The organism is Streptomyces sp. NPDC104106, assembly GCF_055584345.1.
Genome location: NZ_JBVJMF010000012.1, coordinates 155,531 through 170,380, shown reverse-complemented (window position 1 = coordinate 170,380; position 14,850 = coordinate 155,531). Strand labels below are relative to the sequence as shown.

12 protein-coding genes and 1 pseudogene are annotated in these 14,850 nt (G+C 73.7%); 7 read left to right on the top strand and 6 right to left on the bottom strand.

The window, feature by feature from the left end:
- Window positions 1-22 precede the first annotated feature (22 nt).
- Window positions 23-3,895 (top strand): type I polyketide synthase, encoded by a 3,873-nt coding sequence (locus ACZ60X_RS26960; RefSeq protein ID WP_469603433.1) that lies wholly within the window; start codon window positions 23-25, stop codon window positions 3,893-3,895.
- Window positions 3,896-3,962: 67 nt separating this feature from the next.
- Here ACZ60X_RS26960 and ACZ60X_RS26955 read toward each other — a convergent pair whose 3' ends face one another.
- Entirely contained in the window at window positions 3,963-4,217 is a 255-nt protein-coding gene (locus ACZ60X_RS26955; RefSeq protein WP_469603431.1) for a hypothetical protein, read from the bottom strand.
- 251 nt (window positions 4,218-4,468) lie between these two features.
- Here ACZ60X_RS26955 and ACZ60X_RS26950 point away from each other — a divergent pair, with 251 nt between their 5' ends.
- The 6 genes from ACZ60X_RS26950 to ACZ60X_RS26925 all read left to right on the top strand — a co-directional run bounded on the left by ACZ60X_RS26950 (window position 4,469) and on the right by ACZ60X_RS26925 (window position 11,530).
- On the top strand, window positions 4,469-5,272 hold the full coding sequence (locus ACZ60X_RS26950; protein ID WP_469603429.1) for an ABC transporter ATP-binding protein: 804 nt from the start codon (window positions 4,469-4,471) through the stop codon (window positions 5,270-5,272).
- Window positions 5,272-7,779: an FtsX-like permease family protein gene (locus ACZ60X_RS26945; protein ID WP_469603427.1), complete on the top strand. Its 2,508-nt coding sequence runs from the start codon at window positions 5,272-5,274 to the stop codon at window positions 7,777-7,779. The genes ACZ60X_RS26950 and ACZ60X_RS26945 overlap by 1 nt, the downstream gene beginning before the upstream one ends.
- Window positions 7,780-7,865: 86 nt before the next feature.
- On the top strand, window positions 7,866-9,164 hold the full coding sequence (locus ACZ60X_RS26940) for a sensor histidine kinase (protein ID WP_469603425.1): 1,299 nt from the start codon (window positions 7,866-7,868) through the stop codon (window positions 9,162-9,164).
- On the top strand, window positions 9,128-9,772 hold the full coding sequence (locus tag ACZ60X_RS26935; RefSeq protein WP_469603422.1) for a response regulator: 645 nt from the start codon (window positions 9,128-9,130) through the stop codon (window positions 9,770-9,772). Before ACZ60X_RS26940 ends, ACZ60X_RS26935 begins: the two co-directional genes overlap by 37 nt.
- A 118-nt stretch (window positions 9,773-9,890) precedes the next feature.
- The gene (locus ACZ60X_RS26930) at window positions 9,891-10,652 is read left to right on the top strand and encodes a thioesterase II family protein (RefSeq protein ID WP_469603420.1); all 762 of its coding nucleotides are present in this window, start codon (window positions 9,891-9,893) and stop codon (window positions 10,650-10,652) included.
- On the top strand, window positions 10,649-11,530 hold the full coding sequence (locus ACZ60X_RS26925; protein WP_469603417.1) for an SDR family oxidoreductase: 882 nt from the start codon (window positions 10,649-10,651) through the stop codon (window positions 11,528-11,530). The genes ACZ60X_RS26930 and ACZ60X_RS26925 overlap by 4 nt, the downstream gene beginning before the upstream one ends.
- 23 nt (window positions 11,531-11,553) lie before the next feature.
- Here ACZ60X_RS26925 and ACZ60X_RS26920 read toward each other — a convergent pair whose 3' ends face one another.
- From ACZ60X_RS26920 to ACZ60X_RS26900, 5 genes and pseudogenes are all read right to left on the bottom strand, one after another.
- Window positions 11,554-12,042: an oxidoreductase C-terminal domain-containing protein gene (locus ACZ60X_RS26920; protein WP_469603661.1), complete on the bottom strand. Its 489-nt coding sequence runs from the start codon at window positions 12,040-12,042 to the stop codon at window positions 11,554-11,556.
- Window positions 11,924-12,748 (bottom strand): annotated as a pseudogene (locus ACZ60X_RS26915) (FAD-dependent oxidoreductase). The gene ACZ60X_RS26920 and the pseudogene ACZ60X_RS26915 overlap by 119 nt, the downstream one beginning before the upstream one ends.
- Window positions 12,745-13,374: a methylmalonyl-CoA mutase family protein gene (locus ACZ60X_RS26910; protein WP_469603414.1), complete on the bottom strand. Its 630-nt coding sequence runs from the start codon at window positions 13,372-13,374 to the stop codon at window positions 12,745-12,747. The pseudogene ACZ60X_RS26915 and the gene ACZ60X_RS26910 overlap by 4 nt, the downstream one beginning before the upstream one ends.
- Before the next feature lie 6 nt (window positions 13,375-13,380).
- Complete coding sequence (locus tag ACZ60X_RS26905) at window positions 13,381-13,572, bottom strand: ferredoxin (protein WP_469603412.1); 192 nt, start codon at window positions 13,570-13,572, stop codon at window positions 13,381-13,383.
- A gap of 26 nt (window positions 13,573-13,598) precedes the next feature.
- Window positions 13,599-14,834, bottom strand: a complete 1,236-nt coding sequence (locus ACZ60X_RS26900; protein ID WP_469603409.1) for a cytochrome P450 — start codon at window positions 14,832-14,834, stop codon at window positions 13,599-13,601.
- Window positions 14,835-14,850 lie beyond the last annotated feature (16 nt).

Here is a 14,850-nt window from a genome sequence, read left to right as displayed (position 1 = left end):
CCCTGTGACAAGGAAGAGGACCATGGCCGAGTCCGAGAAGCCGGACACCAGGATGGTCGAGGCGCTACGCGCCTCGCTGAAGGAGATCGAGCGGCTGCGGGAACGCAACCGCGCGCTGACCGCGGCGGCCCGGGAACCGGTCGCGATCGTCGGCATGGCCTGCCGTTACCCGGGCGGCGTGCGGTCCCCCGAGGACCTGTGGCGCCTGGTCGCCGACGGCGGCGACGGCATCACCGCCTTCCCTGACGACCGCGGCTGGGACCCGGACCTGTACGACCCGACGCCGGGCGTACCGGGCCGCTCGTACACCCGCGAGGGCGGATTCCTCCACGACGCGGGCGAGTTCGACGCCGCGTTCTTCGGCATCGGCCCGCACGAGGCACTCGTCATGGACCCGCAGCAGCGGTTGCTGCTCGAAGGCTCGTGGGAGGCGCTGGAGAACGCCGGCATCGACCCGGTGTCGCTGCGCGGCAGCCGTACCGGAGTCTTCGCGGGCGTCATGTACCACGACTACTTCGGCAGCTTCGGCTCCGGCAGCATCGTCTCCGGGCGCGTCGCCTACACCCTCGGCCTGGAGGGCCCGACCCTCAGCGTCGACACCGCCTGCTCCTCGTCGCTCGTCACGCTGCACCTGGCCGCCCAGGCGCTGCGGCAGGGCGAGTGCACCCTGGCACTGGCCGGGGGAGTGACGGTGATGGCGTCGCCGGGCACCTACGTCGAGTTCAGCCGACAGGGCGCCCTCTCCCCGGACGGGCGCTGCCGTTCCTTCGCCGACGACGCGGCCGGCACCGGGTTCTCCGAGGGGCTGGGCGTCCTGGTGCTGGAGCGCCTGAGCGACGCCCGGCGCAACGGCCACGAGGTGCTGGCCGTCGTGCGCGGCTGCGCCGTCAACCAGGACGGCGCCTCCAACGGGCTCACCGCACCGAACGGCCCCGCGCAGCAGCGGGTCATCCGGCAGGCGCTGGCCGCCGCCCGGCTGTCGGCGGCCGACGTGGACGTGGTGGAGGCGCACGGCACCGGCACGACGCTGGGCGACCCGATCGAGGCGCAGGCGCTGCTCGCCACCTATGGCCAGGAACGCGAACAGCCCCTCTGGCTGGGCTCGGTGAAGTCCAACATCGGGCACACCCAGGCCGCCGCCGGTGTCGCGGGCGTCATCAAGATGGTGATGGCGATGCGCCACGGCGTGCTGCCGAAGACCCTCCACGCGGCCACGCCCTCCACGAAGGTCGACTGGAACGCGGGCCGCGTCCGGCTGCTGACGGACCACCAGCCCTGGCCGCGGGCGGACGGTCGCCCGCGCCGGGCGGCCGTCTCCTCCTTCGGGATCAGCGGCACCAACGCCCACACCGTCATCGAGGAACCGTCCGCCGAGGACCGGCCCCCGGCCGGGGGCCCCGAAACGGACGCCCCGGCCGTCGTATGGCCCCTGTCCGCGCGCTCCGCGCAGGCGCTGCCCGCGCAGGCGGCGCGGCTGCACGCCTTCCTGAGCGAGCGGCCCGCGTCGCACCCGGCGGCCGTCGCCCGCGCCCTCGGCACCCGGCGCACCGCGTTCGACCACCGCGCGGCCGTCACCGGTACCGACCGGGACCAGCTCCTGGCCGCACTGCACGCCCTCGCCACCGGCGCGCCGGCTCCCACGGCCGCCACCGGCAGGGCCCGGACGGACACCCGAACCGCGTTCCTCTTCACCGGCCAGGGTGCCCAGCGCCTCGGCATGGGCCTCGAACTGCGGGCGCACTACCCGGCGTTCGCGGAGGCCTTCGACGCGATCGACGCCCGGCTCGGCCTGGACCTGGCCGGGCTGCTGGCCGGCGACGACGCCGACGCGGTCCACCGCACCCAGTACGCCCAGACCGCGCTGTTCGCCTTCGAGGTCGCGCTGTTCCGGCTGCTGGAGTCCTTCGGGGTGCGGCCCGACGTCCTGGCCGGGCACTCCGTCGGGGAAATCGCCGCCGCCCATGTGGCGGGCGTCCTCGACCTGGACGACGCCTGCACCCTGGTCGCCGCCCGCGGCCGGTTCATGCAGGCCCTGCCGGAAGGCGGCGCGATGGTCGCCGTACAGGCGAGCGAGGACGAGGTGCGGCCCGTGCTGGACGAGCGCGTCGGGCTCGCCGCGGTCAACGGCCCGGACTCCGTCGTCCTCTCCGGAGAGCGGGAGGCGGTGCTCGCCGCCGCCGCGGGCTTCGCCAAGACCAAGCGGCTCGCCGTCTCGCACGCCTTCCACTCGCCCCTCATGGACGGCATGCTCGACGCGTTCCGTGCCGTGGCCGAGAAGCTGGCCTTCCACGAGCCGCGCATCCCGCTGGTGTCCACCCTCACCGGCCGCCCCGCCGACGGCGAGCAGCTGCGCGACCCCGGCTACTGGGTGCGGCACGTGCGGGAGACGGTCCGGTTCGCGGACGCCGTCGGCGCCCTCACCGCCCTGGGGGTCGGACGGTTCGTCGAACTCGGCCCCGACGCCGTCCTGACCGGCCTCGCCCGCGCGTGCCCGCACACCGACGGCGCCGTCCTCGTCGCCCTCGGCCGCCGCCACGGCAGCGAGCCCCTGGCCCTCATGTCCGGCCTGGCCCGCCTGCACACCGACGGCCTCGCCCCCGACTGGGCGGCGCTCTTCCCCGGCACGGCCCGAGTCGAGCTGCCCACCTACGCCTTCCGGCGCGAGCGGTACTGGCTGAACGCGGACGTGGCCCTGACCGCCGGACCGCTCACCGACGCCGTACCCGCCGCGGCCCGCGCGGTGGACACCGAACCGCTGCGGCAGCGGCTGGCCGGTGCCCCGCCGGCCGAACAGGAGTCGCTGCTGACCGACCTGATCAGGGCCCAGGCCGCCGCCGTCCTCGGCCACGCGGGTCCCGAGGCCGTCGAGCCCGACGCCGTCTTCCTGGAGATCGGCATGGACTCCGTCTCCGCGGCCGAGCTGCGCGGCGCCCTCGGCAGCGCCCTCGGTACGCCCCTGCCGGCCGCCGCAGTCTTCGACCACCGCACTCCGGCCGCCCTCGCCGCCGCCCTGCGGGACCAGCTCGCGGACGGCGGCCGGCCGGCTGCGGGCCCCGGCGGCCCGGACCTGGAATCGGTCAGCGGGCTGGTGCGCCGGGCGGCGGCCGCCGGGCGGATGGACCAGGCCATCGACCTGCTGCGCACCGTCGCCGAGATCCTCCCCGGCTTCTCGTCCCTGGACGAACTGGCGGAACTCGCCGATCCGGTGCGGCTGGCCACCGGCGACACCTCTACCCGGCTGGTCTGCCTGCCCTCGCCGATGGCGCTCGGCGGCGCCCACCAGTTCGCCCGGTTCGCACGGCACTTCCAGGGCCGCCGGGACGTCGTGGTGCCCGCGATGCCCGGCTTCGGGCCCGGCGAGGCACTGCCGCGCACCGTCGAGGCGGTGGTCGAGGCGGTCGTCGAGGGCGTCCGGCGGTCCTGCCCGGACGAGCGGCCGTACGTGCTCCTCGGCTACTCCTCCGGCGGCCAGTTCGCCCACGCGGCGGCCGAGATCATGGAGAAGGCGGGACAGCCGGCCGCGGGCGTGGTGCTGCTGGACACCTATCTGCCCGGGGACGACGGCAAGGACGACCTGTGGCGGCAGATGTTCGAGGGCATGCTGGAGCGCGAGTCGTCACTCGGCGGCTTCGGCACCGCACGCCTCGCCGCCATGAGCCGCTACAGCGACCTGATCCAGCACTGCCTGCCGGGCGCCCTGACGGCGCCGGTGCTGTTCGTGCGGCCCGAGGAGTCCTTCGCGACCGGCACCCGCGGCGCGGACTGGCGGGCCGCCTGGCCCGCCGAACACGAACCGCTCGACGTACCCGGCACGCACTTCACGATCCTGGAGGAGTGCGCCGAGGCCACCGCCGCGGCGGTCGGGGCATGGCTGGCCGGCCTGGCGGCCGGCTGAGGCGGAGCGCGCGTGGACAGGCCGCGGGGCGCGGTGGCCGATACGACCGCCGCGCCCCGCGGGCTCTTCACTCGCCGGCCTCGCGGAAATGCGCCAGCCAGGCCTGGATATCGCAGCGAATACTGTCCGGATCGACCCCTAATTGCAGGGCGATTTCATCCGCAGCCAATTCCGGCTGCCAATCGCTGCGCTGGAGTGCCAGCCACATCGTCGTGCCGCGAGGCCCGCACCTGTGCCGTTTCCCGGTGCGCCGCGACAACAACTCCAGAAATCCGTCGGGCCGGACCTGTGCGGCCAATTCGTGGTCAGGCCTCCGGGCCATGGGACTTCCTATCTTTCGGATTCTTCGGACGGCAACGACGGTACCCGTGCAAGAGCCCGCCGACACGGGTGCCAACCGAATCGTTTGACGGAAAGTCATGTATTCGGCCAACGCCGGAACCTGGCGTTCCGAGGTAGAGAAACCTCTACCTCGAACTGACCGGAGAATGCCAATGCGCCGCGGCGGCGGCGTTCGTAATCTGTTCCGCAGACACCGCGTTCGAAGCGCGTTATCTCATAGGGGAGCCCGCAGTGCACACTTCACAGGACCTCCGCCGGGCGGAGGCGGTACGGCTGGACGCCGTGTCGAAGACCTATGGCCGAGGAGACAGCCAGGTGGCCGCGCTCCGCGGGCTCAGCATGAGCTTCGGCGACGGCACCTTCACCGCCGTGATGGGCCCGTCCGGATCCGGCAAGAGCACGTTCCTGCACTGCGCGGCGGGACTGGTCCAGCCCAGCTCGGGCACGGTCACCGTCGGCGGCACCGACCTCGCCGGCCTGGACGACACCCAGCTGACCAAGCTGCGCCGGGACCGGATCGGCTTCATCTTCCAGTCCTTCAACCTGCTGCCGGCGCTGACCGTCATGCAGAACATCACGCTGCCGCTGCAACTGGCCGGCAAGCGCCTCGACCGGGGCCTGATCCGCACCGTGGTGCAGCGCGTGGGCCTCGGCGAGCGGCTCGGCCATCTCCCGTCCCAGCTCTCCGGCGGCCAGCAGCAGCGCGTCGCCATCGCCCGCGCCCTGGTGACCCGCCCCGCCGTCGTCTTCGCCGACGAGCCGACCGGCGCACTCGACACGCGCACCGCCGCGTCCGTGCTCGCCCTGCTGCGCGAGTCCGTCGACACCGCCCGCCAGACGCTGGTCATGGTCACCCACGACCCGGTCGCCGCCTCCTACGCCGACCGCGTGGTCTTCCTCGCGGACGGACGCCTGGCCGGTGAACTGCTCCGGCCGACCGCCGACGCCGTCGCCGCCCGCATGACCAGGCTCGGTGCCTGGGAGGACGACGCCCAGCGCACGGGCATGCCGCAGGCCTCCGGGGGGCGTTACTGATGTGGCGCCTCGCACTGCGCACCCTGAAGTTCCGCAGGACCAGCTTCGTCGCGACCTTCCTCGCCATGTTCCTCGGCGCCGCCATCGTCATCGGCTGCGGCGGCCTGATGGAGACGGGCATCCGCATGGCGGCCGACCCGCAACGCCTGACCGGCGCCCCGGTGGTCGTCACCGGTGACCAGAGCTACGACTCCGCCGCCCTGACCGAACGCCACCGCATCGACCCCGCTCTGGTCGCCACCGTGGCCAAGGCCGACGGCGTCGGCACGGCCGTCGGCGACGTGTCGGTCCCGGCCACCGTCCTCAAGGACGGCAAGCCGCTGACCGGCAAGTCCGACTCGTACGGCCACGGCTGGGCCGCTGCCCGGCTCACCCCCTATACCCTCGCCGCCGGTGGGTCCCCCGCCGCCGGCGGCGAGGTCGTCCTCGACCAGGGACTGGCCCAGCGCGCCGGCGCCGGTCCCGGGTCCACGGTCGACATCGTCGTGCGGGGCACCACCCGCCAGTTCCGCGTCAGCGGCGTCGCCGGGCAGCACGGCGACCACAACCCGCACGCCGCCGTGTTCTTCACCGACGACGAGGCCCGCGCCCTCGCCGGCGGGCGGATCGACTCCATCGGTGTCGTGCCCGCCCCCGGGACGAGCGTCGCCGCCGTCGCGGACGCGGTGCGCTCCGCCGTCGGGAACCGCGCCGAGGTGCTCACCGGCGAGCAGCGGGGCCTGGCGGAACTGCCCGGCACCCTCGCGAGCAAGCGCACGGTCGTCATCCTCTCCGCCGTCTTCGGCTCGTCGGTCGTGCTGATCGTCATGTTCGGCGTGGCCTCCACCCTCGGCCTCTCCCTCCAGCAGCGCGCCCGCGAGATGGCCCTGCTGCGCGCCGTCGGCTCCACGCCGAAGCAACTGCGCCGCATGATCCTCGCCGAGACGGCCGTGCTGTCGGTGGGCTCCGTCCTGTTCGCCCTGGCCCCCGGCTACCTCATCGGCAGGCTGCTGTTCGGGGTGCTGACCTCCAGCGGCGTCGTGTCGTCGGAGATCGTCTACCACGCCGGCTGGATCCCCATGGCCGTCGGCGCGACGGTCACCGTCCTCGCCGCGGCCGGCGCCACCCGCTTCGCCGGACGCAAGGCCGCCCGCACCGAACCCGTCGCCGCCCTCGCCGAAGCAACCGCCGGCACCCGCTGGTTCAGCGTGCCGCGCCTGCTGCTCGCGCTGTTCTTCCTCGCCAACGGAATCGGCCTGGCGGTCGCCACCGCCACGGTGATGGAGGACGGCCCGACCCTCGCCAGCACCGCCGGACCCGCCTCGGTGCTGTTCTGCATCGGCCTCGCCCTGCTCGCCCCCGGCATCACCAAGGCCATGGTGGCGCTGCTGCGGCTGCCGGTGCGCGCCCTGTCCGGACTGTCGGGGCAACTCGCCCTGCGCAACGCCGCCACCGCGAGCGTCCGCATGGCGGGGGCCGTCGCACCGATCGTCCTCCTCATCGGCATCGCCACCGGCACCCTGTACATGCAGTCCACCGAGGACCACGTCTCGCGGGCCTCCTACGACAAGAACATCCTCGCCCAGTACGTCCTCGACTCCTCGACGGGCGGCTTCGCCCCGGGCGTCGTGGCGCAGGTGCGCGCCACGCCCGGGGTGAGCGCGGCCACCGAACTCGTCGTCAGCCGGGGCTTCGTGGACCGCTCGGGCGGCCCGGCCGACGTCGACCTGCGCGGCGTCTCCGCCGAAGGCGTGCGCCAGAGCCTCGACCTGCCCGTCGTCGCCGGATCCCTGACCGATCTGCGCGGTGACACCGTGGCCCTGTCCGACAAGAAAGCCGGCGCGTACGGCGTGAAGGTCGGCGACCGGCTGGCGATGCACCTCGGCGACGGCACCGCCGTACGCCCCACCGTCGTCGCCCTGTACGCCGACAACCCCAAGCAGGAGTACCTGACCCTGCCCGCCACGACCCTCGCCCCGCACACCGGCGACGGCCTCCCGCACCAGATCCTGGTGCGCACCGGCTCCGGCGGCGCCGACGTCCACGAGCGGCTCGCCGCGCTGGCCGCGCGGATCCCCGGCGCCGAACTGGACGTCAGCTCCTCGCTGGCCGGCCGGAACAACCAGATCCAGCAGATCCTGGTGTCCGCCAACTACACCATCGTTGCCATGATCGTCGGCTATGCCGCGATCACCGTCGTCAACACCCTGGTGTCCGTCACCCGCAAAAGGAGCGCGGAGTTCGGCCTGCAGCGGCTCACCGGCGCGACCCGCCGTCAGGTGCTCGCCATGCTGACCGTCGAAGGCGTGCTGATCGGGGTCGTCGCCACCGTCCTCGGCACCCTCGCCTCCGCGACGACCATCGTCCCCTACAGCCTCGTCAAGAGCGACTCGTGGCTGCCCTCCGGCTCCATCGGCATCTACCTCGCCATCGTCGGCGGCTCGCTGCTGCTGGTGTTCGGCGCCACCCTGCTGCCCTCCTGGCGCGGCATGCGCAACCCCGCCGTGGACACGGTGAAGGCCGCGTGAGCCACCTCCTGACCGGGCCGTCCCCGCTGCCCCCGAGCGGGGGCGGCCCCTCCACGACGGCCGGCCGGGGATGGGAAACTGAGGACATGAAGACTGTGCCGGTCACCTGGCGGGGCCGACTCGGCCGCGCCGCCCTGGACACCCTGGTCGGCGTGGCCGTCGCCACCGGGGCCCTGCTGTCGGTCGTCCTCTTCGTCACCACCGCCTACTTCCTCGTCATCTCCGTGATCGGGATCGGCTTCCTCGCCCTGCCCTACTGCACCCGGGCCGTGCGCCGGCTGGCCGATCTCAACCGGCGCGCCGCCGCCCGCTGCGGTGTCCCGGTGGAGCGGCCCTACCGGCCCGAGCCGGAGGTGATCGAGAAGGACATCGTCGGCTGGATGCGCCGCTGCAAGTGGATCCTGACCGACCCCGCCACCTGGCGGGACCTGCTGTGGCTGCTGCTCAACTGCGTCGTCGGGCTCCTCGGTTTCGTACCGGCCGGCCTGCTCTACTACGCCGGTGAGGGACTGTTCCTGGCCTGCGGCCTGTGGAAGCCCGTCGCCGCGGGCGGCGAGGGCCGCTGGTACGCCTTCGTCACCGTGGGCAGCTGGCCCGCCGCGGCCGCCGCGGGCCTGCTCGCGCTCGTCGTGCTCACCGGCTGGGTGTTCCTCGGCCCGCTGGTGCTCAAGGGGTACGCCCACTTCGTCCGCTACCTGCTCGGCCCGACCCGGCAGTCCCAACTGGCCTCCCGGGTACAGCAGTTGTCGGAGACCCGGTCCGGCGCCCTCGACATCCAGGCCGCCGAGCTGCGCCGCATCGAACGCGACCTGCACGACGGGGCCCAGGCCCGGCTCGTCAGCCTCGGCCTCCAACTCGGCGCGGTGGACCGGAAGATGGCGCAGGATCCCGAGGAGGCCCGGCGGATGCTGCGCGAGGCGCGCAGCTCCTCCGTGCAGGCCCTGAGCGAACTGCGCGACCTGGTCCGCGGCATCCACCCGCCGGTCCTCGCCGAACGCGGCCTCGCCGACGCCCTGCGCGCCCTCGGCCTCGCCAGCCCCCTGCGGGTCACCGTGGTCGCGGACCTGTCCGGCCGGCTGCCCGACCCGGTGGAGTCCGCCGTCTACTTCGCCGTGTCGGAACTGCTCACCAACGTCCTCAAACACGCCGACGCCCGCAGCGTCGAGGTGCTCGCCTGGTGCGAGGACGGCACCCTGCACACCCGCGTGACCGACGACGGCCACGGCGGCGCCGACTCCTCGGCCGGGAGCGGTCTGGAAGGCATCCGGCGGCGGCTGGCATCCTTTGACGGGACCCTGAAGATCGACAGCCCCCCGGGCGGTCCGACCGTGATGAAGCTGGAGCTACCGTGCGCGTTGTCCTCGCCGAAGACCTCTTCCTCCTGAGGCAGGGGATCATCCAGTTACTGGAGGCGTACGGGTTCGACGTGGTCGCCGCCGTCGATAACGGCGCCGACCTCGCCGCCGCCATGGCCGAACACCGCCCCGACATCGCCATCGTCGACGTACGGCTGCCGCCCACCTTCACCACCGAGGGCCTCCAGGCCGCCCTGCGCGCCCGCCGCGAGCAGCCCGGCCTGCCGATCCTCGTCCTGTCCCAGCACGTCGAGCAGATGTACGCCCGGGAACTGCTGGCCGACGGCACCGGCGGCATCGGCTATCTGCTCAAGGACAGCGTGCTGGACGACGAGCAGTTCATCGACGCGGTACGACGGGTCGCCGCCGGCGGTACGGCCATGGACCCCGCCGTCGTCGCCCAGCTGATGACCAGCCACTCCCGGGACGAACCGCTGGCCGCGCTCACCGGGCGCGAACGGGAGGTGCTGGAGCTGATGGCCGAGGGCTGCTCGAACACGGCGATCGCCCAGCGGCTCACCATCACCGAGGGCGCGGCCGCGAAACACATCTCCAACATCTTCACCAAGCTGATGCTGCCCCCGTCGAGCGACAGCAACCGGCGCGTCCTCGCCGTGCTCGCCTACCTCAACGCCTGAACCGCGCACCCCTGTTGGGGCCGGTAGGGGTGGTTCCGCCGCGGTCGCGGGCGTGAGACTGCCGGTGCACGCGCCGCCCCCGCGCCGCGGCCACCGTCAGGAAGGACGCGCCCGCCCCATGACCACGCTCGCCGAGCAAGAGCAGGACCGCCTCTGGATCCGCCGCTACCAGCCCCGCCCGGACGCGGCGGCCAGGCTGGTGTGCCTGCCCCACGCGGGTGGCTCGGCGACCTTCTACCACCCGGTGTCCGCGCGCATGCCGGCGTCCGTGGACGTGCTCGCCGTGCAGTACCCCGGGCGCCAGGACCGCCGCGGCGAACCCTGCGCCACCAGCATCCGGGAACTGGCCGACCAGGTCACCTCCGTCCTGCTGGCCTGGACCGACCGCCCGCTGGTCCTCTTCGGCCACAGCATGGGCGCGACGCTCGGCTTCGAGGTCGCCCGCCGGCTCGAACGCGACCACGGCGTCGTCCCGCGCGCACTGGTCGTCTCCGCCCGCCGGGCGCCCTCCTGCCCGCGTGACGAGAGCGTCCACCTGCGCGACGACGACGGACTCGTCGAGGAGATGCGGGAACTGAGCGGGACGGACGCGGCCATCCTCGACGACGAGGAACTGATCCGCATGGCCCTGCCCGCGATCCGCGCCGACTACCGCGCCGCCGAGACCTACGTCTACGAACCCGGCCCGAACCTGAACTGCCCCGTCGTCGGCCTCGTCGGAGACGACGACCCCAAGGTCACCGTGGAGGAGGCACGCGCCTGGTCGCGCCACACGGACGCGTCGTTCGACTTCCACGTGTTCCGGGGCGGCCACTTCTACCTGACGGACCACCAGCACGAGGTCCTGGAGCTGCTGACCCAGCAGGCGGTGCGGGCATGACCTCCGTCCTCATCACCGGGTGCGGCAGCGGCATCGGCCTGGAGACGGCACTGGCGTTCGCGCGGCGCGGCGACCGGGTGCACGCCGCCGTACGCGACCCCGCCACCGCCGGGAGACTGCTCGACCGCGCCCGCGCCGAGCGGCTCACCCTCGACGTCCCCGTGCTGGACGTCACCGACGACGCCTCGGTCGCCGCCGCCGTCACCGAGGTGCAGGAGCGGCACGGGCCGATCGACGTCCTGGTCAACAACGCCGGCGTCGACCGCACCGGCCCTGCCGAGACCATGCCCCTCGACGAGGCGCGCCTGGTCATGGAGACCAACTTCTGGGGCCCGCTGCGCATGTCCCGCGCCGTGCTGCCCGGCATGCGCGCCCGGGGCGGCGGCGTCATCGTCAACGTCTCCTCGCTCGCGGGCCGCACGTTCGCCGTGCCGCACGGCGGCCTCTACGCGGCGAGCAAGGCCGCTCTGGGCGCGCTCAGCGAGGCCCTGTCCGCGGAGGTCGGGCCGTTCGGTGTCCGCGTGGTGTGCCTCGAACCGGGCAGCTTCGCCTCCGCCATCCGACGCCGGACCGCGGCCGAGCCGGCCGGGGAGTCGCCCGGGGCCGGCCCGTACCGCGCCGACCACGCCTGGCTGGCCGGATTCCTCGCGCGGGTGGCACAGGGCGCCGCCGACTGCGCCGAGGCGGCCGAGGCGATCGTCGCCGCCGCCGAGGACCCCGGCACCCCGCTGCACACGCCGGTCGGCGAGGACGCGGAAGCCGCCCTGAGGTTCCTCGGGGGAGTCTCCTACGAGGAATGGCTGCCCCGCTTCCTGGAGCAGGCCCAGTCCCTCGCGGGCCCCCGGCCGGTCCCGCCGCCGGCTGACCGACTCCCTTAGCGCATACGGTGGTTCCCCTCGGGTCAGGCGGTGTCCGGAGCCGCCTTCCACGGGGCGCCGTCCGCCACGAGGGCACGCCAGGCGCTCAGCTGCCGGGGGGACACTCCGGCGGCGAGCACCCCGGCGATCCGGTCCCCGGTGCGATACACGACGAGCAGTCGCCGGCCGGGGTCGCTGTCGAGGACGACGGCCTCGTCATGCACGCGCAGACGTCCGTGCGCCTGCACCTCGACGTCGCACTGGTCGGACCAGAAGCACGGCACCGGGGCGTACGGCCGGCGCTCCTCGGGGCGTACGAGACCGCGCCCGACGGCCAGGGCCTGCTCGGCGGCGTTGGTACGGTGCTCGATCCGCATCGCCGTGGCGAACCGGGGGTTGTACCAGCGGGCCACGTCACCGACCCCGTACGCGCCGGGAGCCGCCGCGCAGTACGCGTCGCACACCAGACCGTCCTCGACCGTGAGGCCGCTGTCCGCGAGCCACTCGGTGTTCGGCGCGCAGCCGATGGCCACGAGCACGTCGCCGGCCGATACGACGCTCGACCCGGCGGCCATCGGTCAGCTCGACGCCGGTCACGCCGCCGCCTGCGTCGAGGATGCCGGTGACCGCGGCACCCGCGCGGACCGTGACGCCGTGCCGCTCGTGGAGGCCGCTCAGAAACCGCCCGGCCCGCTCGCCGACGGCCGCCGCCAACGGCACCGACTCCACCAGCGTCGCCTCGGCGCCGAGACCGCGGGCCACGGCGGCGACCTCCGTACCGAGGAATCCGGCGCCGACGAGCACCAACCGTCGCCGGGGCAGCAGCCGCGCCCGCAGCGCCAGCGCGTCCCGGAGCGGCCGCAGCGTGTGCACGCCGGCGATGCCGTCGGTGCCGGGCAGGCGCCGGGGGCGGACGCCGGTCGCGACGACCACGGCGTCCTAGCCTGCCTCGGTGCCGTCGTCCAGCAGCACCGTCCGCGCGAGCGGATCCGGTCCGGACGCCGGCACACCGAGGCGCAAGTCCACGCGGAGTGCGTCGAGTCCGGGGCCCGAGCGCAGGGTGAGCCGGTCCGGTTCCCACTCCCGGCGCAGCAGGTGCTTGGACAGCGGAAGGCGGTCGTAGGGCGGCTCGGGCTCGGCGCCGACGACTGTGATCCCGCCCTCGAACCCGGTCCGGCGCAGGGCCCCGGCGGTGGTCGGACCACCCGCCGACGCTCCGACGATGACGACGCGTCTCACGACTCGGCCTCCCCCGGTTCGCGCAGCGCGTCACAGATCTCGCCGACCGTCGTGCCGGCGGCGAGAGCCTCTTTCATGGGGGGCAGTACGTCGTCCGGTCCAGCGGCCGCCTTCCGCAGAGCGGCGATGTGGCGGTCCACCCGCTCCTGGTCGCGCCAGGCGCGGAGCTTGGCGAGGCGCTCGACCTGCCGGGCCTCGATCTCCCGCTGCGGCGGACCGGGTTCGGCGACCGGCACCGCCGTGTCCGCCACGTCGTTCGTCATCGTCCCGGTGAGCCGGTGGACCGGGATGCCGCGTTCCTCCGCCACCAGGTGGTGCAGGAGCATCAGGGGCGCGGCCGGGACGCCGGACACCCCGGAAACGGACACCATGTCCAGCGGGATCCCGGCCAGCAGGACCCGCATGTCGTCGAGGGAGTCGACGGGCACGCCCGTCCTGCCGACCTCACCGCGCGCGAGCGGTGCGTCGGAGTCGAGACCCAGCCGGGTGGGCAGGTCGAAGACGAAGGACAGGGCACCGGCGTCGCGGGCGATCAGTCGCCGGCACAGGGCGTTGACCTCCCGCGCCGTGCCCTGACCGGTGCCGGCGCGGGGCCGTGGCGCGGGAGGGCGCGGCCGGTCCGGCACGGCTGTTCAGCCGTCGACGCGCAGGGCGCGCGAGGGGCACAGGTCGGCCGCCTGGAGGACGCCCGCGCGCTGGTCCGGGGCGGGCTCCTCCCGCAGGACGAGCACCAGGCCGTCGTCGTCCTGGTCGAACACCTCCGGGCTGAGCATCGCGCACTGGCCGGACCCCACGCACCGGTCGCGTTCGCTGGTGACACGCATGAGGGGGACTCCGATCGGGTCGGCCGTCACCAGGTGACGGGGAGTTCGTAGACGCCGTAGACCATGGCGTCGTCCTTGAAACGCAGCTCGTCCGGTTCGGCAGCCAGACGCAGATCCGGAACGCGGCGCAGCAGCGTGCCGTAGACGCACTCCAGCTCCACCCGGGCGAGGTTGGCGCCGATGCACTGGTGGACGCCGTAGCCGAAGGCGAGGTGGCTGCGGGCCTCCGCGCGGTGGATGTCGAGGGTGTCCGGGTCCGGGAAGACGGACTCGTCGTGGTCGGCGGCGTTGTTCAGGGCGAGGATGCCCTCGCCGGCCCGGATGGTGACGCCGCCGACCTCGATGTCCTCCAGCGCGACGCGCGCCGTGCCGGAGTCGGAGATGGAGAAGACCCGCAGCAACTCCTCGATGGCGCCCGGCAGGAGCGAGGGGTCGGCGCGCAGCTCGGCCAGCTGCTCGGGGTGCCGCAACAGGGCCAGCACACCGAGGGCGATCATGTTGGCCGTCGTCTCGTGGCCGCCCACCAGCATCAGGCGGGCCATCGTCACCACGTCGACGTGGTCGGCGACCTGCTCGGTGCGGTTCTTCTCCAGGAAGCGGCTGATGAGGTCGTCGCCCGGCTCGCTCTCCTTGAGGGTGACGAGCTTGTCGAGGTACATGTCCAGGGCCTGCACCGCGGCGCCGTACTCCGCCGGGCTCAGATCGTGGTTCATCATCGCCGCCGACCACTCCTCGAACCGGGCGTGGTCCTCGTACGGCACGCCGAGCAGCTCGCAGATCACCAGCGAGGGGACCGGCAGGGCGAGGGCCGTGACCAGGTCCACCGGGCCGCCGGCGCCCAGCATCGCGTCCACGCGCTCGTCGACGATCTCCTGGATGCGCGGGCGCAGCTCCTTGACCCGGCGGGCGGTGAACTCCGGGATGAGCATGCGCCGTTGGGCAGTGTGCTCCGGGGGGTCCATGTTGAGCAGCATCAGCCGGACCTGCGCCAGCATCTCCTCGGGGATGTGGAACTGGTGCGGGTAGCCCGGCAGCTTGAGGTTGGAGCTGACGCGGCTGTCGCCGAGCACCTGGCGGACGTGCTCGTGCCGGGTGACGAGCCAGGCCGGTTTGCCGTTCACCTTCAGCGCGGCCCGCGACACCGGGTTGGCCGCGCGCATCCCGGCGTACTCGCTCGGCTCGCTGAACGGACAGGTGCGCCGCATCGGGAACCGCGGAAGCGACGGCCCCGCCTCGGGCGTGGCGTCGGCGGACTGGGTCATGGCTGCCTTTCGCGAA